This is a genomic window from Bacillus cereus group sp. BfR-BA-01441, assembly GCF_022663075.1.
In the GTDB taxonomy this organism is placed as follows: Bacteria; Bacillota; Bacilli; order Bacillales; family Bacillaceae_G; genus Bacillus_A; species Bacillus_A cereus.
This window is the reverse complement of the sequence record NZ_JAKUEU010000001.1, coordinates 191959-210826: the sequence shown is the minus strand read 5'-3', so window position 1 is coordinate 210826 and position 18868 is coordinate 191959. Positions and strand designations below refer to the sequence as shown.

The window sequence follows — 18868 nt, the reverse complement described above, 5'->3', positions numbered from 1 at the left end:
CTAGTAATTTATACTTCAAATGTAGGGAGATTGAACAGAGTTATGGGGAATGAAAAGGAAATTAGTTCCGCTAAATTAATATGGAAGATGACGCGCCCGCATACATTAACGGCGACGTTTTCTCCTGTAATTTTAGGGACAGTGGCATCACTTTATGTTGCCAAAATTGATTGGCTTTTATTTATTGCGATGATGCTTGCATGTTTAGCGCTGCAAATAGCAACGAACTTATTTAATGAGTACTATGATTTCAAACGCGGATTAGACACTGCTGAATCTGTTGGCATCGGTGGCGGAATTGTCCGTCATGGATTGAAGCCAAAAAATGTGTTAACAGTTGCGCTTTTATTATATGTCGTAGCAGCTTTTATTGGCATTTATATTTGTATGAATAGTAGTTGGTGGTTAGTGGTTATTGGTTTAATTGGGATGGCAGTTGGCTATTTATATACAGGCGGTCCATTACCAATTGCGTACACCCCGTTTGGAGAATTAGTTTCTGGGTTGTTAATGGGGACATGTTTTGTGCTCATTGCTTTCTTTATTCAAACGAATACTGTAACGATTGAAAGTGTATTGATTTCCATTCCAATTGGAATTTTAGTAGGTGCAATCAATATGTCAAATAACATCCGAGATATCGAAGAAGATATTAAAGGTGGAAGAAAGACATTAGTAATCCTCCTTGGGAGAGAAAAAGCTGTGGTAACACTAGCGGTAGCCTTTTTCATTGCGTATTTATGGATTGCCGTAATTGTATTAATGGGTTATATAAGCCCTTGGGCATTGGTTATGTTCTTAGGTTTGAGAAAGCCAATTTCTGCGATTCAAAGTTTCCAAAAAGGGGCAAAGGATCCTGGATATATGCGCATCGCAATGAAATCAACAGCGATGACAAATACGATTTTCGGCTTCTTGTTGTCAGCAGGATTATTAATTAGTTATTTGTTTTAAATAACTTAACCCCAATTTCTCGATTTTAATATAGAGAAATTGGGGTTTTATTTTGAGTTTTTTACGTTATAAACTATTATCATTTGAAATGTATATACCAATAAATTGCAACTTCATCACTTGTCTTATCCAAACCTTTATAAACAAGAAAATCAAACCCACCAATTACAAATCCACATTTTTCATAAAATTTACATGCTGCGACATTATTATTTTGCGTTTCAAGCATGATACCTGGCATATTTCCTTTTTTTGCCCACTGCTTTGCTTGATCAACTAATTTTTTGCCAACTCCGATTGTACGATATTTTTTATCTACCGTTATATCTTCTATGTAAGCATAGTGGTTCCAATTCTTTTTCAATACCATTAATCCAATGATTTGGTTATGTAACATAGCTATGTAAATGACTTGATTAGGTTTATTTATATATTCATTGTAAGCCAGTTCTTCATTATCATCTTGATTTTGTAAATAACTTTTTTCATAACTCGGAACGTCTTCTACTGTATATTCTATGCGTCTATTTCCTTTGGAAAGAGAAAGAATTAACCGAGCATTCACTATAAAACTGTCATCAATCTCCGGGAGATTATCTAAATCATTTGTTTCTAACTCTCTAATTACAAGGTTCATCGGAGTACCTCCACATAATAATATTTCTTCTAGTTCTTCATTTGGTTCAAATGAATTCCAATTACAAAATTATAATAGAAATTCAATAGTACGGCCATCTCTGTATTTTATCTTTATACCGACATGCTGTTATCTTGATGTGAAAATGTTATTTAGAAAGAGTAGTATTTTTTATTTTGGATGTATATCGAGTTTTCAAATTTAACTGTAGTAGAGAAACAAATATTTTTTTAAAGAGTGGATGTAATAGGCTATTCTTTAACTAATTTCGACATTATCTGCATTTTATCTTCACCTTCCTCTATTAATCTATTTATTGTAAATATCAGCTGAAGTTAATGTTTAGCTGCATAAATAATGAATATGAAAATGAGTAGGGAAAGGATCGAAACATAATGAAAGAATCACAAAATAAGAAAAAAACAAGTGTAGTAACTAAGGCAATACTATCTCTAGGAGTTGTTTTAGCAACGACCTTTTTCACGTTCTTTTTAATAGGGAAATGGAACTCTATCCCAGCGAAAGGGGTAGCTAATGAAAATATTAGGCTAGCTAATACGCAACAACAAGGAAAGAAAGAGGACACATCGCTGGCAAAACAGAAAAGAGCTGATGGAAAACCAGTAGGAAAGGTTGTTTATTTAACATTTGATGACGGTCCTAGCGAATTAACTGGCAAATTTTTAGATGTACTAAAAGAGCAACATGTTGCTTCGACATTTTTTATGCAAGGTAGCAATTTACAGAATACTGGTTTTCAGGAAAATGTAAAACGAGCAGTAAAAGAAGGACATTATATTGGTGCACATAGTATGACACATAATAGTGATAAGCTATACAAAAAAGGACAATTTGTAACGGAGATGAAAGAAACGTTAGCTCTTATTCATAATATTACAGGTACAACTCCTAAACTAGTCCGTCCCCCATACGGATCTGCACCAGGATTAAAGGGGCAGGACATTCGTAACAAAATTGTAGAAGCAGGAATAAAAGTTTGGGATTGGACGATAGATTCAAATGATTGGAAATTAAAAGGTAACCCACAGCAAATTATAGAAAATGTAAAGCGTACAACAACAGAAGATGTGGAAGTAGTTCTAATGCATGAAAAACTACAGACATTACAAGCGCTTCCGGAAATTATTAAATTTTATAAGGAAAAAGGATATGAATTCGGGGTATACAATGAAGCGGATCATTTTCAACTAAACTTCCAGAAAGATCAACGTCTATAGTATCAAATAAATAAATTAAGAGCATGTTCTGATTTATCTTTCTTCAGAACATGCTTTTTTTGCTCGCTTCTATAAGCTTATTACTACCAATTTAACAAAGCAGAATTTACAAGTTACTTTATGGATACCTCATTTTAGAATAACTAACTTATAGAAAAAATTGAATAATTTTCATGTGTAAGGAAATTTTAAGAAGGATATAGAGGGGATATTTTCCTTTTGTTTTCTAGATAAATGATTACTTACAAAAAAACATTTAGTGGAACGGTTTTTTAAAGCTATTCTGTCAAGAAATTACTAACAATTGGGTTCAAAACATAAACCACTCGATAAATGGGGTAGTATGATGAAAAAACTTAGTAGAAAGCGTTTGAGAAAAGATATTCAGGAACTTGAGAGTGCAAGTATGCTGCTCCAAAATGATCAAGAGTGCGAACTCAAGCAGAGTGTATCTGCGAATGAAGAAGTTTTGAGACAAGTTTTTGAAAATTGTTCCGATATTGTTTTTCGTCCAATAATCATAGATAGTCAAAATAAAATTCTTTTTATTTATATAGATGGATTAATTGACACTAAAGTTGTGGAACAAGTTGTTTTGAAACCAATGATGTTCGAAGGTCTGCCTAGTGGAGTAAAGAGTGTGGATTCGGTAGGAGAAATTATACAAAATCAGCTAATTGCGGTTTCTCAAGTAAAGACAATCTCTAAAGTTCGTGAGGTTATAGAAGCAGTATTGAAAGCGAATGTTGTCATTTTAACAGAAGGAGAAAGTCAAGCTCTAGTCGCTGATTTAAAAGGTTTTGAAAAACGAGGTATTGAAGAGCCGGCTGCCGAGATCTCTGTTCGTGGCCCTCGGGACGGGTTTACGGAAACGATAAGGGTCAATACGAGCCTGATTCGCCGAAGAATTCGAAGCCAAAAACTAAAAATGGAACCTTATTCGATTGGGGAATTGTCACAGACAGATGTGGTAATTGCTTATATTGAGGGAATTGCACCTGATTCGGTTTTGGATGAAGTTCGCCAAAGGGTAAAGCGAATTCAAATTGATGGAGTATTGGAGTCAGCTTTCATTGAAGAGTTTATTGAGGACCAACCCTTTTCACCCTTTCCACAAATTCAAAATACTGAGCGGCCAGATGCGGTTTGTGCAAGTTTATTAGAGGGGAAAGTCGCCATTTTAGTAGATAACACACCTTTCGTTTTGATTGTTCCTATGACATTTTGGACTGGTCTACAAGCAGCGGAGGATTATTATGAACGCTCCATCTACACAACTTTTGTTCGATGGATACGTTTAATATTAATTAATATTTCATTATTTCTTCCTTCTCTCTATGTTGCTATTACAACCTTTCATCCTAAATTAATACCGACAAATTTGCTTATTAGTATTGCAGCTGCGCGAGAAGGCATTCCGTTCCCGGCTGTCATAGAAGCGCTAATGATGGAGTTTTTATTTGAAGGCTTGAGGGAAGCGGGGGTTCGGTTACCAAAACCTGTTGGATCAGCAGTTAGTATTGTCGGAGCACTTGTTATCGGGCAAGCTGCTGTGCAAGCAGGTATTATTTCCGCACCTTTGGTCATTGTTGTGGCGACGACCGGTATTGCGTCATTTGCGTTCCCACGCTACAACTTAGGAACAGCTTACCGGATGTTACGCTTTCCGATGCTGTTATTGGCAGGGATGCTCGGGCTATACGGTGTTGCAATAAGTACCCTTGCGATTTTGATTCATTTAACTAACATTCGTTCTTTTGGCATTCCGTATTTAAGTCCAGTTGCACCACAAACTCCTCGTGATTTAAAGGATGTTTTTCTCCGAACACCTCGTTGGAATATGACCCACCGCCCAATAATGGTATCTGGTGAAGAGAAAGTCCGTTTTCCAGGTGGACAAAAGCCAGATGAGAAACGGGGAGGGGAAACAGAATGAGCCTGCACAAGGCACTCTGTATGATACTGGTCATTTCTTTATGCTTCTTGACGGGATGTTGGGATCGGACAGAATTAAATGATTTGGCAATAGAATTAGGATGGGGACTTGATCAAGCGAAGAATAATAAGATTGAAATTAGTGCTCAGTTTATTATTCCATCAAAAATGGGAATGGGACAGAGCGGAAGAAGTAATGCAGGAAAAGCGTTTTTTACAGAATCGGGAACGGGAAGGGATACACATGAAGCTATACAAATGATGCAAACAAAAATGTCGAGAGAAATTTTTCGAGGGCACCAGCGTGTAATATTGATTGGAGAAAAAATGGCTAAAAGTGGTCTTGCTCCAGTTTTAGATGCATATAGCCGCGATCCTGATATTCGATTACGAGCAGGTGTGTTTGTCATAAAAGGGAATACTGCAAAAGATTTTCTGAAAGCATCCATCCCTTTAGAGTCTATCCCGGCACTTGGGGCACTTAAAGAGCATATGCAAATAGAGGCAGCGGGAGATATGTCTTTATTAAATTTTCTTATTGCTGGTACGAGTGATGGAATCACTCCGATTTTGCCCGTTATTAAACTAAATGTGTCTCATAAAAAAGGAAAAACTGAGGTCAAAGGGTTTCAAATTGTAGGCGGTGCTATATTTAACAACGATTTCAAATTGGTAGGATACTTGAACATGCAGGAATGGTTAACTACTCTTTGGATAGTGAATCGTTTAAGTAGACAGACAGTTACAGCAACGGCCTCTAAAGGAAATGGTAGTGCAAGTTTATATATGACAAAGATCAATAGAAAAATCATACCTACTATACAAGGGGACACAATTAAGTGTGACATTGTTTTTTCTGGTGAAGGAACAATTCAGGAGAACAATACGAATTTAGATCTTTCGCAGCCAAAAAATCTTACTCTTTTAGAACATGTATTGGAAAAACAGTCCGAAAAGGAAGCTCTCCAAACTATTAAAAAGGTTCAAAAACAATACGGAACCGATATCTTTGGATTTGGAGAAGCCATTCATCAAAAATATCCATCCGAATGGAAAGAGTTAAAAAAGAATTGGAGTAAACAATTTCGAAAAGTGGAGGTTTCTGTTCATACACAGCTCACTATTCGGCGAGTAGGACTGACTGGACCACCGTTGCAGTTGAAGAAAAATGAAATGAAAAAATAAGGAGGAATATAGAGTGTGAGAAATTCGATGAAAATCTCTGGCAGGCAAATCTTTTGGATGATGTTCACATTTGAAGTGGGACAATCACTCCTTCTAGTTATTCCAGCGACGATTCGTACTGTCAAACAAGATGCGTGGATCTCGATTTTGATTGCAGGAGTGATAGGGGTTGCTCTTACTTTTTTGGCAACTACACTTGGTTCGCTTTATCCGAAACAAACTCTCATTGAATTTAGTCAAACTATTCTTGGTAAATGGCTAGGAAAGCTACTGATGATTCCTTACTTCTTTGGGTGGTACATGATAATTTGGATAACCGTCCGTGAATTTGGTGAATTCATTATTATCGCTTTGTTTCATAATACACCTTTGTGGGTCATTGTCTTTACTGCGATGTTATTGCTCATTTTTATCATTTACCAAGGAGGGGTGGAAGGTATTGGACGTTTAAGTGAAATCATAGGGCCAATTGTACTTTTAATGATAACGTTTGTAATCATTTTGAATGTTGGCAATATGAATTGGGATTACATGCGGCCTATTTATCACGATTCTGGCTGGCTTCCCATCCTTAAAGGTTCCTATACTCCTGTAGCCGCATTTTTTGGAGAGGCTGTTATGATGATGATGTTCGTTTTCTTTATGGATAAACCAGAGCAAGCGTCATCAAGGGCGATGTTGGGGGTAGGATTAGCCGTTTTCATGGTAACGATTGGAACATTAGCGGTCATTTTAACATTCGGTCCGAATTTATCTTCAAGTTTTTTGTATCCGGTTTACGATTTGAGCCGATACATATCTGTCATGGAGTTCATTCAAAATGTGGATATTTTGATAGTTATTATTTGGTTTTTTAGTATTTTTGTGAAATTGGCGTTATACATGTTTATCGCTTGTTATGGAACAGCACAAATATTTCATTTGAAGGATTGGCGAAAAGTAGCGTTAGTTCTTGCTCCTATTTCGTTCATCATAGCTGTGTCAGTTAAAAATATCCAAACATTTACCCATTATTACTACATATTTTTCGTAATTCCAATTGCATTTCCCGTTTATGAGCTAGGGATTCCTTTACTGTTATTGGTGGTTGGCAAAATTCGAAGGAAATATGCATAAACCCAATCGGTAATATGTTTGGAGGGCAGGTATACTTTTAGTTTTTTGACTAATATAAAAAGAGAAAAATCCTACTCATAAGTGTAGGATTTTTTGTTTGTATATTACGTTACAAGAGTTTTCTTATTTTCTCTGGAATGTCCTTTTTTGAAATCTATGCAACAGAGTCTTTATAGTAAGAGTATTTTATCGGGGAATAATCAAAAAATGTATATTACAATATAAAAATTCACCTTAATACTAAAGGATACATGACAACGATTCCTATAAATTCTTCTCAATAATTGAAAATAAAATCAATCCAGATTATTATATTGTTATTGTAATTATAAATGTAATTACATTTTATTGAAGGAGGATACAAAGATGAAAAACTCAAAAGGCTCTATTGAATCAGAGATAAGCAAAGCAATTACTCACTGGGAAAAGGACTACCTAGGACGCGGGTCTATATCCGTTAAGACAGATATATTACGGGATATGATTATCGTAAATTTACAAGGTATTTTAACGCCAGCTGAATATACGGTTTGCGAAACAAAAGACGGTATGCTAACGATAAAGAAAAATCGTTCGGAGCTAGTTGAATCTGGAATTGAAGATTTGAAAGAGATTATACTAGAATTAACTGGAGAAAAAGTGAAAAGTTTTCATACGGATATAAGCTCCCGTACTGGTGAACGAGTAATGATTTTTAAATTGTTTCATAATCTTGAGGAAAAATTTTAAAAATTAAAACCACCGTAGGGTTAGTGGGAGATAATTAAGAAACCTAAAAGTTTTGCGCTTTATTTAAATTTATTAACATGATAATAATTAATAACTTGAAATTATTTACGTATACTGAATTTTAATTGGAATAACGCTCAAAAAAACTGATAAATAAATTGACAAACTGCTTAATATAGTTTATCTTATAATTGTTTTAAAAAATTAATAGATGCTTATTTTAACTGTTTGCTATAATTAAGGCTTTAGCATTTTTTTAATATGTAATATTGACTAAATGAAAAAGTTTCTTAATTGAAAGATAGCGCATAACATAAATTGATATATTGATTGCATAATCTAGGAGATCAGAGATATACTGTTATTTTTAATAGGAGTAATACATACATTACTATCCTCTATAAAATGGGAGCTCTTCAAAAAACTTTATTGAAGTTAGTTGAAGTGAAACCGACAATCTCCATAATTCAATGATGATATAAAATCATTGAATTATGGAAGTTGTCGGTTTTTTTTATGGGAAAAAACGATGTACTAAAAAGAGTGAATGAAAATTGAAATTTAAAAAACTATCGTAATGAAAAGGAATTTTTATAGGCTATTTTCGCTTAGAAGGGAGTATTTAACATGTTAATTTCGCTGAGTTCATCAACACTGTTAACTTTATTTTTTATGGCGCTTAGTGCTTCTTGGCTAAGTGGATTATTATTTTTACATGCAAGGATACCTTTACGTTTTGTTCATATCCATATTGGTATCGCTGCTTTACCTTCATTGGTTTCTTTACTCGCACTTGTTAATAACAATGGAGATAGAGTTGTGGGGCCTTGGCATCTAGATACTTTAGCTTGGTTAATGGCTTTCTTTGTTCTTACAATTGGTTTAATCATTCAGCGTTTCTCTGTACGTTATTTAATGGGAGATCGTTCATATCGAAAATACTTTGCACTTTTTACATTTACTACAGGTGTATCTTCGGTTGCATGGTTAAGTGATGATCTTCGCTTAATGCTCATTTGTTGGGGAGCAACGCTTATAGGATTGGTTCTACTTATAGGGCTAAATAAAGGGTGGAAAGTAGTTAGTGAAGCAACTAAAATCTCTGGCTACCTATTTACAATAAGTTGGATTGCCTTACTATCAGCTATCATTTGGCTTTTTCAAGTAACAGGACAGTGGCAGTTAACATCAGTTTTAACGAATGAAAATGTAGTGCTACATGGAACATTGGAGAGAACAGGAATTAACTTATTAATTATATTAGCGGTGATGATTCCAGCAGCACAATGGCCTTTTCAAAGATGGTTAATTGAGTCTGCTGTTGCTCCAACTCCTGTTTCTGCTATTATGCATGCGGGTTTAGTAAATGCTGGCGGTATCATGTTAACTAGATTTTCACCTCTTTTTCATGATGATATTGCACAAATAATTTTACTAATTTTCTCTAGTATTTCTATCTTAATAGGTACAGGAATTAGTTTAGTCCAAGTTGATTATAAACGTCAGCTAGTAGGTTCAACTATTGCACAAATGGGATTTATGCTTATTCAATGTGCATTAGGCGCCTATTTAGCGGCTATTATTCATTTAATTTTACATGGTTTGTTTAAAGCTACACTATTTTTACAAGCTGGTTCTTCCGTGCAACGTTTTGGGGTAGTGAATCAGTCTAATGAAAAGATGTCCAATTTATGGATTATAGTTGGGCGTGTTTTAGGATTATTTATAGCAATTACTTTCTGGTTTATGACTTCTGGAGAGGGGTATCAACTAGTTAGTGCGTTAATCTTAGGCTGGTCACTATACTTTTCATGGAAACAGCTTGTTGTTTTTGGAGAGGGAAGAATGGGACGAATTGCTGGCGTAATTGTTTTGATTGGATTTTCTCTCATTTACTTTACCGTTCATAATTCTCTTTATAAATGGTTGCATACTGATATTTATCAAAGTGTTCAACCTTCAGCTCCAGCCGTTATCTTTGTTATATGTATTTTACTATTTAGTAGTGTTATTAGTACTTTCGTTACTCGTCATCAATCTTCTACTTTATTCGCTGTACTTTATCTTTGGTTAGTTCGAGTAGGTGAGGCGAGACGAAAGTCAGTAGAAAGTCACCCAAGCTATCTGAAACATTATGTATCAAAGGGAGGTAATTCGTGATGAGCATACCGTCAATATTAAAGAAAGATACAAACATTGATATGCAAGAAAATAATATAAATGATTTAGTTGCATCTGCTAGCCGAGTTATTGCGCCACTTTGGCCTATCTCTACGTTTGCAGCTCACCACCCTTGGATGGGACTTGAAAAGCAATCATTTGAACAAGTCGCAAATTGGTTAAAAGAAGCTCGTAATGTGGATATTTATCCTAGTGCCTCCATGATTCATTCGGCAAAAGCGAAAGGTGAGATTGAGGAATCATTTTTACAAATGAGTTTGTCTCGTTGGCTGGATTCACAATCTTTTCATATTCCGCGAGAGAAAGCAGAGCGATTTTGCCAAGCAGCTTTAAAGTTAGAAAAATTACCTTCTAGTCTATTATCATCGCCAGAAGTAAATAAATTGGCAGAAGAAATGAATTATATAAATACAGCAAGTATGCAAGCCTCTGTTATGCAGCCAATAAGTTCGCTTATAGAGAGTCAAAATAGTGAAAACCTATCTGATGTTCTTAATTATCATATCATTAAATGGTGTAAATTATATCTTGATGAATCCGGATCAAATTGGACGATGCCAAATCGAGAGAAAGGTTTTTATCGCGCATGGCAACACCTTATTAAATTTGATCCAGCGCTCAGTAAAAATGAGCGTAAAGTTTTAAAAAATTGGCCACAAGATGCCGAAGTAGCTTTAGCGAGAGCATTATCTGAACTAGGAATTTCTGAATCTAACATACAATCTTACCTTGAAGGGCACTTACTTTCTTTGCCTGGGTGGGCAGGAATGATACGATGGCGCTCACAACAATCAATTCAGGAACAGGAACTTCTCATAGAATATTTAGCAGTTCGAATTTCTATGGAGCTGGCTATTGTAAAACCTTATTTACCTTTAAAAAATCAAAAGGTTGAGAAAAAAGTTTCGATCGTCCCACTTATAGCTTCTTGGATTTATTGGGGGAATATTTCAACACGGGAATGGTTACAAATGCCTGCTACTGAACAAAGTGAATTATTAGTATTCGCTTATCGTTTTGATGAAAATATTCGCAAGAAACTTTGGCTGGAAGCTTGGGAACAAACGCATGCAGAGCAATTAAGGGAGAAGATTGCTTCTACACAACGTGTAACCAATGATAAAAAGCGTGTATTAGCTCAATTAGCATTCTGTATTGATGTACGTTCAGAACCGTTTCGTCGCCACCTTGAAAAATTAGGTCCGTTTGAAACATTTGGAATAGCTGGTTTCTTTGGGTTACCAATTGCAACTAGTGAACTAGGTAGTAATAACAACCATCCTTCTTTGCCAGTTATACTCAAACCGAAACATCAAATAAAAGAGCTCACAAATGAAAATGAACTTAAATCTTATGAGCAACGTAAGAGGGTAGGCAGTTCGGTACGTTATACTTTTAAAACGATGAAACAGAACGTACTGACAAGTATGGCGCTACCTGAGTTAAGTGGTCCTTTACTTGGTCTACAGATGGTGACAAGAAGCTTTGTCCCAAGAGGAGTTGGTGGTTTCATTCGTAACCTTCGTAAAACTATGTTACAAAAACCTGATACAACATTCTCGCTTAATCATGCTCATGACACAAAGGGTGAGATACCTATCGGTTTTACGAAAGAAGAAAAAGTGAACTATGTGCGTCAAGCTTTAAAAATGGTGGGACTGACAGAAAAATTTGCTCCTTTAGTTGTAATGTGCGGACATAGTAGTCAAAGTACGAACAATCCTTATGCTGCAGCACTTGAGTGTGGTGCTTGTGGCGGAGCAGCAGGAGGATTCAATGCAAGAGTTTTTGCTACTTTATGTAATCTCCCAGAAGTGAGAGAGGCGTTGTTTGTGGAAGGTATTAAAATTCCTGAGGATACCATTTTTGCAGCAGCTGAACATAAAACAACAGTGGACGAATTGGAATGGATTTACGTCCCAGAACTTTCGGAAACTGCGCAAGAAGCATTTGATTGTATCGAATCGATTATGCCAAATGTGAGCCAACATGCAAATAGAGAGCGTTTAACGCAATTACCAAATTTTAAAACGAAAATAAAAAATGCGAGTAAAGAGGCACATCGATTTGCAGAAGATTGGAGTGAAATACGTCCAGAATGGGGATTAGCTCGTAATGCATCTTTTATTATCGGGCAACGAGAATTAACTCAGGATTGTGACTTAGAAGGTAGGGCTTTCCTTCATAATTATGATTGGAAACAGGATGAAAGTGGCGATATATTAGCTAACATTATTGCAGGACCAGGAACAGTAGCTCAGTGGATAAATCTACAATATTACGCTTCAACTGTAGCTCCTCATTATTATGGTAGTGGAAACAAAACAACCCAAACTGTAACCGCGGGTCTAGGTGTTATGCAGGGAAATGCAAGTGATTTGTTGCCAGGCTTACCTTGGCAATCCGTTATGCAGTCAGATAGTGAGACGTATCATTCACCACTTCGTTTACTAATTGTAATTCAAGCGCCTAGTCAATATATAGAACGTTTGCTAAATAATGATTTCACATTTCGAGAAAAAGTTCAAAATCGATGGGTTAGACTTGCAAGTGTTGATCCAGAGGGACACTGGAAAAACTGGTAACAATCATGTAATGAATTATCAACTATTGTTACTAGCTTAAAAGTTTCATAAATAAAATAATGAAGAAGGAGTGCTCCATATGAATTCAAAGAATAAAAAAGTTTTATTGTTAACAGACATTAAACATGAAATAGAGCCTATTATCCAACAAGTAACTAACATTCAACAAGAAAACATGTTGACTATACACAGCTACGATTCTGTAATTGTACATCCTTATGGAGATATAATGAGATCTATTATTATTGCTATTTATCAAGAAAATGTTGAAGAAATTTTTGTTGTAGGAATAGAGGATAAAGAAACTGAGGTAGTTAATCTACAAATTAAACGTGATTCCATAAAAAATAACAGGGAACTAGACTATCTCTTTGAAAATTGCATGCCTGAATTTTCAAGTGGTAGCCTTGATGAATGGCTAAGTAGAAAAGAAAATGTTAGTGAAAATATTGAGAAGAGTATAGATATGATTTGTCATCATCCACTAGTACCGTCTGATGTTAAAGTTCATGGTTTCAAGATTGATAGAACAGGGGAAAAAGAAACGGTTGTTAAAGTTTCTGTTAATAAAGTAGTGAAACAAATGCATTCTTATGTGTAAGTTATCAATAGATAAGCAACTTTTATTTGGTAGATACTATAATATGTTAAATATTTGGAGTTGTTTCCTTTAAAAAGAGTAAAAGAAATCTTCTATAAATGGAGATCTTTTGCTCTTTTTATAATAAAAATAAAAAATTATTTGACGTTTTTTCGAAAAAAATTTTTAAGACAAGGCTTTTAGGTTTATGAAAACCTTTATTCATGATAGCAAGATAATTTTGATAAGAAGTATATAGTAAGAATGATTTGGAGATACCGATGGGGATATAACTATTTTATTTAGGACGGTGCAATTAAAATGGATTTACAGAAAGGGAAATTATATTGGAACACGACTTTTTCTAATACACCTTCTTATCCTCGGTTGGACGAAGATATAAAATGTGACGTACTAATAATAGGAGCAGGAAGTTCGGGTGCTCAATCAGCATACTATTTGAGTGAATCAGATTTAAATATTGTTATCGTTGATAAAAGAAAGGTAGGACATGGAAGTAACCTTACAAATACAGCACTTATTCAATATTTAGGTGATAAGATGTTTTTTGAACTTGTAAATACATTTGGGGAAGAGTATGCAGTTAAGCATATGAAATTATGTGAACAAGCTATTAATGATATTGAATATGCTGATCAAAACTTGCCTTATTGCTCTGACTTTAAACGACGTGACAGCTTATATTATGCAAGTTATGAAGAGGATATAAAGAAATTAGAAAAGGAACTGTATTATTTACATAAGCATGATTTTAAAGCGGCTTGGTTATCAGAAAAACAAATTGGACAGAGATATCCATTTAAAAAACGTGCAGCTATTTATACGTATAATGATGGTGAAATAAATCCTTATAAATTTACACATAGTTTATTAGAACAAGCCTCTAATAAAGGAGTTCACATTTATGAAGATACAGAGATTGTTGGCAAAAAGTTAGAGAAAGAATGTGCTATCTTTTATACAAAGGAGGGCAATTCTATTACTGCCAATAAAGTAATTGTGGCTGCAGGATATGAAGGATTGGAATTTAAAAAGGAAAAGAACGCTACACTGATTAGCTCATATGCAATTGTTACTAATCCTGTGGAAGATTTTATCTTCTTGGTATAAACGCACTCTCATTTGGGAAACTGCGAGACCATATATTTATATGAGAACTACTGTAGATAATAGGATTATTATAGGTGGATTAGATGAAGATACAAACATTGCTCAAGAAAGAGATTCAAAATTAATCCATAAAAAAGAGAAATTAGTGAATGAATTTAATAAGCTCTTTCCCAATATAACAGTTGAACCTGAATTTTATTTAAGTGCTTTTTATGGTGGTACTCATGATGGTTTACCTATAATTGGAATGTATGAAGAGTTTCCAAATTGTCACTTTATCTATGCGTATGGAGATAATGGATTAGTTTATAGTATGGTACTTTCTAAAATTGTTCGAGATATAATTATTAACGGTTCAAGTCCAGATTTGAATTTATATTTACAAACTAGACCAAAACTAAATGAGTAAACTGCATGTATACAAAATCATAGTAGTAAGGAGCATATTTAGGATTCCATTATAAAAAAAGCTATTTTAAATGTATTAGTTTCATGTGACTATTTGTTAAATCCATTCATTTTACTAAGTTCAGTTATTTGTATAATCCATTCTTTTTTTAGGTAGGGTAGAGTTGCTTGGATATGATGATATTCCCATTCTTCCTCAATGGTAGGGTAAAGATTAAATAAGTATTTTTCTTCATCATTTGTTACACTTGCTTTAGGATTGCCAGTAAGTTTAAAATAAATGTCGCACCATCCGCTATAGTTTGTTAACATGAATAAAAAATTAGGACATGTGAATTCGATGAGGTATATTTCTTTCTCTAATTGAATATCTGATAGTAATTCTCTTGCAGTCTCATAAGTAGGCTTCTTTTGGTAACCATTGCATGAATGCCATGCCCAAATGGGTAAATCTATAATAAAGTCAATACCTTTCTGTTTCATGCGTCTTACAATGTATTTATATGCTGTGCAATCTTCTTTACTAACAAAAATAGGATCGGCTATAAGCTTACCTTCATTCAAAAGTGTATTTATGGCATTTTGGTTTTGAAAAGTCCATAGGATTGTTGAATCTATAGATGTATTTAAGTTTGATTGTTTATAAAATTGTTTTTTCATCTTTCTCTCCATTTTCTTTTTTATTTTATAAGAGTTTAAGATAAGTACAAAGTGCATTATATTTTTATCTTTATTAAGAGTTGGAAAAATCCATTAAAGATAGAAGAGTTTGTTTGCAATTACAAAAAATGATTCTTATAATCATTTAAAAATAACAGAAGTATTTGTTCTAATAAAGAATGAATTGTGCTTTAAGAATTAGAAAGGATAGCCATGCAAAATAAAATTATTGTTATGTTTCAAAAAGATTTTCGTTTATATGATAACCCAGCTCTATTTGAGGCTGTTCAGTCTGGTGAGGTTCTTCCTGTATATATACAAGATGAAACTTTTTCAATGGGAAGTGCGTCAAAGTGGTGGTTGCACCATGCTGTAATAGATGTAAAGAAGCAACTTGAGGCATTGGGCTCTACTTTAATAATTCGTAAAGGACGTACGGAGGAAGAAATACTTTCTCTCATAGAGCAATTAGATATAACGGCTGTATATTGGAATATTTGTTATGATCCGGACAGATTACAATCTAATCAAAAAATGAAAATGATGTTAGAGGATAAAGGTATTATCTGTAAAGAATTTAATTCGCATTTATTATTAGAACCGTGGATTATTAAAAAGAAAGATAACACTGAATATAAGGTGTTTACGCCTTTTTACAATGCATTTCAAAAGCAGGTAATACCTAAACCTTTTAGCAGAGTGCAGAGTATAAAGTGGGGGAACTCTTTACCAGCAAGCTTATCTGTTTCAGAATTACAATTGTTGCCGATTATACCGTGGACATCTCATATGGAAGTAATATGGGATCCGACAGAAGAAGGGGCATATAAAACATTCAAGAAATTTTTCTCTAGTAAATTAGTCTCTTATAGTGAAGGAAGAGATTTTCCAGGTCAAAATGTCCATTCGATGTTGGCACCGTATCTTTCATTTGGTCAAATATCAGTAAAGCTAATGTTTCATTACTTAATAAATAAAAGTACCGAAAGACAATGTAGTCTTTTTGAAAAACAAGTTAATAGCTTTATACGTCAATTAATTTGGCGAGAGTTTTCTTATTATTTACTATATCATTATCCATTTACAGTATATAAACCTCTTAATAAGAGCTTTGAAAATTTCCCGTGGGATAAGGAAGAGGAGTTATTAAGAGTATGGCAAAAGGGGAAAACGGGTTATCCGTTTATTGATGCGGGAATGCGAGAACTATGGCAAACAGGTTTTATGCATAACCGGGCAAGAATGGCTGTAGCCTCTTTTCTTGTAAAGCATTTGTTAATTCCGTGGCAAGAAGGAGCAAAATGGTTTATGGATACACTACTAGATGCTGATATTGCAAATAATACAATGGGATGGCAATGGGTTGCTGGAAGTGGAGCAGATGCATCACCGTACTTTCGTATTTTTAACCCAATCACACAAGGAGAAAAGTTTGATAAAAATGGAGAGTATATAAGAAGATGGGTACCAGAATTAAGAGATATCCCAAACAAATATATACATAAGCCTTGGGAAGCACCTGAGCATATTTTACAAAAATCCAATATAAAACTTGGGGATACATATCCTTTTCCGATTGTTGATCATAAGGCAGCACGGGAGAGAGCCCTTTGTGCATATAAAAGTATGAAAGAATTTGTATGAAATAGGTTAAACAATATGTATTTTGAATTTTAATATTAGAATTTTATCCATTACAAGGACATACTAATCATATAAAGTTTCTATAATCTTCTAGTAAAAAGGAGAATGTTTATGAAAAAATCTAGTATTATAGTATTTTTACTAACATATGGTTTGTTTTATGTTTCTAGTGTTTTATTCCCTATTGATCGTACTTGGTATGATGCGTTAGAAAAGCCGTCTTGGACACCATCTGGTATGACAATCGGAATGATATGGGCTGTATTATTTGGACTTATTGCATTATCAGTTGCAATTATTTACAACAACTATGGATTCAAGCCAAAAACATTTTGGTTTATTTTCCTTTTAAATTATATGTTCAATCAAGCGTTCAGCTACTTTCAATTTAGCCAAAAAAATTTATTTTTAGCAACAGTAGATTGTTTACTAGTCGCTATTACTACGTTACTTCTCATTATGTTTTCTTCCAATTTATCTAAAGTATCGGCATGGTTGCTAATCCCATATTTTTTATGGTCTGCATTTGCTACATATTTATCTTGGACAATTTATAGTATAAATTAAAGACGTAAATGAAAACTTGAGCACAAAGAAAATGCTCGAGTTTTTATGTTTATTAATGATAATCTAAAGTATAGAATATACACATCTTAGGGAGGTCATATGTGTGAAGAAATGGATAAAAATTGTTCTGTACTCTGTATTAGGTATTTTAATGATCGGAAGTATTACTTTTTTAACTTGGTCTCAGTTTACTTATAAACCAACGAAAGAGGCTTTGTCTTTAGTAGATGATAAAAAAGATGCAGATTATATAGTTTTTGGAGAGAAAGATGCAAAAATAGGAGTTATTTTTTATCAAGGAGCTAAAGTAGAAGCCGAGGCTTATAGTTACTTAGGAGAAGCTCTTGCAAAAGATGGGCATTTTGTAGTAATGCCTAAGTTACCATTAAATTTAGCGATATTTGGAATAAATGAGGTAGATAGTGTAATTGAACAGTATCCTGAAGTTCAAAAATGGTATGTTGCTGGGCATTCAATGGGTGGAGCTATGATTTCTAGGTATGCCTTTCAACATGAAGAAAAGGTAGACGGGATTATTTTCTTAGGTTCGTATCCTGCAGATGACTTCTCTACTAAGTCGATTCCAATGTTATCAATTTACGGGGAAGTAGATGCTTTAGCAACTGTAGAAAAAATAGAGAACAATAAAAAGTTAATGTCAAAGAATAATACTATGCACATGATAAAAGGGGGGAATCATGCTAATTTTGGCATGTACGGTGAGCAAAAAGGTGATAATGCGAGTTTAATTACGCCAAAAGCACAACGAGATGAAACAGTGAAAGTAATTGAAGAATGGTTATTGAAACAATGATAACGAATTTAATAAATCTACCGAAAGAATTCTCCCAGCGGTAGATGGAAGAGAGAATAAAGAGCCAACTCGTATGAATTGGCTCTTTTATTTATTTGCTATCTCCAATTGTCCCCTTATTTTCTCCGGAATATCCTCTTTAGAAATAATATCGTAAGAATACACATACTTTCCTTTTACATGAATTTTTAAGTAAGTTTTTCTTATAAAATCATTAGGCGTGTTCGTTCCAACATTATATTCTTTTTCATTGCTTAATTCATCAACAGCTTTTAGTGAGTACATAGCTTTTCCTTTTTGATGATAATCCGGAACACCATATCCTTTCGCAACGGCATATACATTTTTTTCTTCAGCAATCGGATTAAATCTGTCTAAATCCCCGCGTAATATGAAAGGTAGTAAGTATATAGGAAGGCCTATTCCTAGTATGCAAATTACAAATTTCTTCATGATCGTTTCTCCTCTTGTTCATTTACATGCTTCAGTATAGAAAAAAATTCT

General features: G+C 34.2%; 15 protein-coding genes and 1 pseudogene. 13 read left to right on the top strand and 3 right to left on the bottom strand.

What is annotated here, in order from left to right:
- Positions 1 to 42 precede the first annotated feature (42 nt).
- Positions 43 to 954: a 1,4-dihydroxy-2-naphthoate polyprenyltransferase gene (menA, locus tag MR107_RS00975; RefSeq protein ID WP_000526090.1), complete on the top strand. Its 912-nt coding sequence runs from the start codon at positions 43 to 45 to the stop codon at positions 952 to 954.
- A gap of 79 nt (positions 955 to 1033) precedes the next feature.
- Here menA and satA read toward each other — a convergent pair whose 3' ends face one another.
- Positions 1034 to 1591: a streptothricin N-acetyltransferase SatA gene (satA, locus tag MR107_RS00970; protein ID WP_001054998.1), complete on the bottom strand. Its 558-nt coding sequence runs from the start codon at positions 1589 to 1591 to the stop codon at positions 1034 to 1036.
- Between the two features lie 395 nt (positions 1592 to 1986).
- Here satA and MR107_RS00965 point away from each other — a divergent pair, with 395 nt between their 5' ends.
- From MR107_RS00965 to MR107_RS00925, 9 genes and pseudogenes are all read left to right on the top strand, one after another.
- Positions 1987 to 2829 (top strand): polysaccharide deacetylase family protein, encoded by an 843-nt coding sequence (locus tag MR107_RS00965; protein ID WP_000665165.1) that lies wholly within the window; start codon positions 1987 to 1989, stop codon positions 2827 to 2829.
- Between the two features lie 343 nt (positions 2830 to 3172).
- Positions 3173 to 4765 carry a spore germination protein gene (locus MR107_RS00960; protein ID WP_025688055.1) on the top strand — a complete coding sequence of 531 codons (1593 nt, stop codon included), beginning with the start codon at positions 3173 to 3175 and terminating at the stop codon, positions 4763 to 4765.
- Positions 4762 to 5949 (top strand): Ger(x)C family spore germination protein, encoded by a 1188-nt coding sequence (locus MR107_RS00955; protein ID WP_242291994.1) that lies wholly within the window; start codon positions 4762 to 4764, stop codon positions 5947 to 5949. Before MR107_RS00960 ends, MR107_RS00955 begins: the two co-directional genes overlap by 4 nt.
- A gap of 27 nt (positions 5950 to 5976) precedes the next feature.
- On the top strand, positions 5977 to 7065 hold the full coding sequence (locus tag MR107_RS00950) for a GerAB/ArcD/ProY family transporter (protein WP_000703146.1): 1089 nt from the start codon (positions 5977 to 5979) through the stop codon (positions 7063 to 7065).
- 366 nt (positions 7066 to 7431) lie between these two features.
- On the top strand, positions 7432 to 7794 hold the full coding sequence (locus MR107_RS00945; protein WP_000798162.1) for a Na-translocating system protein MpsC family protein: 363 nt from the start codon (positions 7432 to 7434) through the stop codon (positions 7792 to 7794).
- 627 nt (positions 7795 to 8421) lie between these two features.
- Positions 8422 to 9954: an NADH dehydrogenase subunit 5 gene (locus MR107_RS00940; protein ID WP_025688059.1), complete on the top strand. Its 1533-nt coding sequence runs from the start codon at positions 8422 to 8424 to the stop codon at positions 9952 to 9954.
- A complete protein-coding gene (locus MR107_RS00935; RefSeq protein WP_242291993.1) occupies positions 9954 to 12560 on the top strand; it encodes a DUF2309 domain-containing protein in 2607 nt (868 codons plus the stop codon). The genes MR107_RS00940 and MR107_RS00935 overlap by 1 nt, the downstream gene beginning before the upstream one ends.
- A gap of 79 nt (positions 12561 to 12639) precedes the next feature.
- Positions 12640 to 13161, top strand: a complete 522-nt coding sequence (locus MR107_RS00930) for a carbonic anhydrase (protein WP_001086257.1) — start codon at positions 12640 to 12642, stop codon at positions 13159 to 13161.
- A gap of 300 nt (positions 13162 to 13461) precedes the next feature.
- A pseudogene (locus MR107_RS00925) lies at positions 13462 to 14680 on the top strand (NAD(P)/FAD-dependent oxidoreductase).
- A gap of 89 nt (positions 14681 to 14769) precedes the next feature.
- On the opposite strand, the gene MR107_RS00920 reads toward MR107_RS00925, so the two are convergent.
- Positions 14770 to 15339: a DUF3841 domain-containing protein gene (locus MR107_RS00920; protein WP_000743891.1), complete on the bottom strand. Its 570-nt coding sequence runs from the start codon at positions 15337 to 15339 to the stop codon at positions 14770 to 14772.
- A gap of 213 nt (positions 15340 to 15552) precedes the next feature.
- Between MR107_RS00920 and MR107_RS00915 the strand changes: the two genes are divergently transcribed.
- The 3 genes from MR107_RS00915 to MR107_RS00905 all read left to right on the top strand — a co-directional run bounded on the left by MR107_RS00915 (position 15553) and on the right by MR107_RS00905 (position 18364).
- Entirely contained in the window at positions 15553 to 16983 is a 1431-nt protein-coding gene (locus MR107_RS00915; RefSeq protein WP_242291992.1) for a cryptochrome/photolyase family protein, read from the top strand.
- A gap of 111 nt (positions 16984 to 17094) precedes the next feature.
- On the top strand, positions 17095 to 17550 hold the full coding sequence (locus tag MR107_RS00910) for a TspO/MBR family protein (protein WP_025688067.1): 456 nt from the start codon (positions 17095 to 17097) through the stop codon (positions 17548 to 17550).
- 103 nt (positions 17551 to 17653) lie between these two features.
- Positions 17654 to 18364, top strand: coding sequence for an alpha/beta hydrolase (locus MR107_RS00905; protein ID WP_025688069.1), 711 nt, complete (start codon positions 17654 to 17656; stop codon positions 18362 to 18364).
- 87 nt (positions 18365 to 18451) lie between these two features.
- Here the strand turns inward: MR107_RS00905 and MR107_RS00900 are convergent, their stop codons facing one another.
- Positions 18452 to 18817 (bottom strand): YxeA family protein, encoded by a 366-nt coding sequence (locus MR107_RS00900; protein WP_065382364.1) that lies wholly within the window; start codon positions 18815 to 18817, stop codon positions 18452 to 18454.
- Positions 18818 to 18868: the final 51 nt, after the last annotated feature.

Bases quoted from the DNA above. Each gene is read 5' to 3' on its own strand.
- MR107_RS00955 (WP_242291994.1), top strand. From the start codon at position 4,762: ATGAGCCTGCACAAGGCACTCTGTATGATACTGGTCATTTCTTTATGC.
- MR107_RS00960 (WP_025688055.1), top strand. From the start codon at position 3,173: ATGATGAAAAAACTTAGTAGAAAGCGTTTGAGAAAAGATATTCAGGAA.
- MR107_RS00900 (WP_065382364.1), bottom strand. From the start codon at position 18,817: ATGAAGAAATTTGTAATTTGCATACTAGGAATAGGCCTTCCTATATAC.
- MR107_RS00950 (WP_000703146.1), top strand. From the start codon at position 5,977: ATGAAAATCTCTGGCAGGCAAATCTTTTGGATGATGTTCACATTTGAA.
- MR107_RS00915 (WP_242291992.1), top strand. From the start codon at position 15,553: ATGCAAAATAAAATTATTGTTATGTTTCAAAAAGATTTTCGTTTATAT.
- MR107_RS00945 (WP_000798162.1), top strand. From the start codon at position 7,432: ATGAAAAACTCAAAAGGCTCTATTGAATCAGAGATAAGCAAAGCAATT.
- MR107_RS00910 (WP_025688067.1), top strand. From the start codon at position 17,095: ATGAAAAAATCTAGTATTATAGTATTTTTACTAACATATGGTTTGTTT.
- MR107_RS00940 (WP_025688059.1), top strand. From the start codon at position 8,422: ATGTTAATTTCGCTGAGTTCATCAACACTGTTAACTTTATTTTTTATG.
- satA (WP_001054998.1), bottom strand. From the start codon at position 1,591: ATGAACCTTGTAATTAGAGAGTTAGAAACAAATGATTTAGATAATCTC.
- MR107_RS00930 (WP_001086257.1), top strand. From the start codon at position 12,640: ATGAATTCAAAGAATAAAAAAGTTTTATTGTTAACAGACATTAAACAT.
- MR107_RS00965 (WP_000665165.1), top strand. From the start codon at position 1,987: ATGAAAGAATCACAAAATAAGAAAAAAACAAGTGTAGTAACTAAGGCA.
- MR107_RS00935 (WP_242291993.1), top strand. From the start codon at position 9,954: ATGAGCATACCGTCAATATTAAAGAAAGATACAAACATTGATATGCAA.
- MR107_RS00920 (WP_000743891.1), bottom strand. From the start codon at position 15,339: ATGAAAAAACAATTTTATAAACAATCAAACTTAAATACATCTATAGAT.
- menA (WP_000526090.1), top strand. From the start codon at position 43: ATGGGGAATGAAAAGGAAATTAGTTCCGCTAAATTAATATGGAAGATG.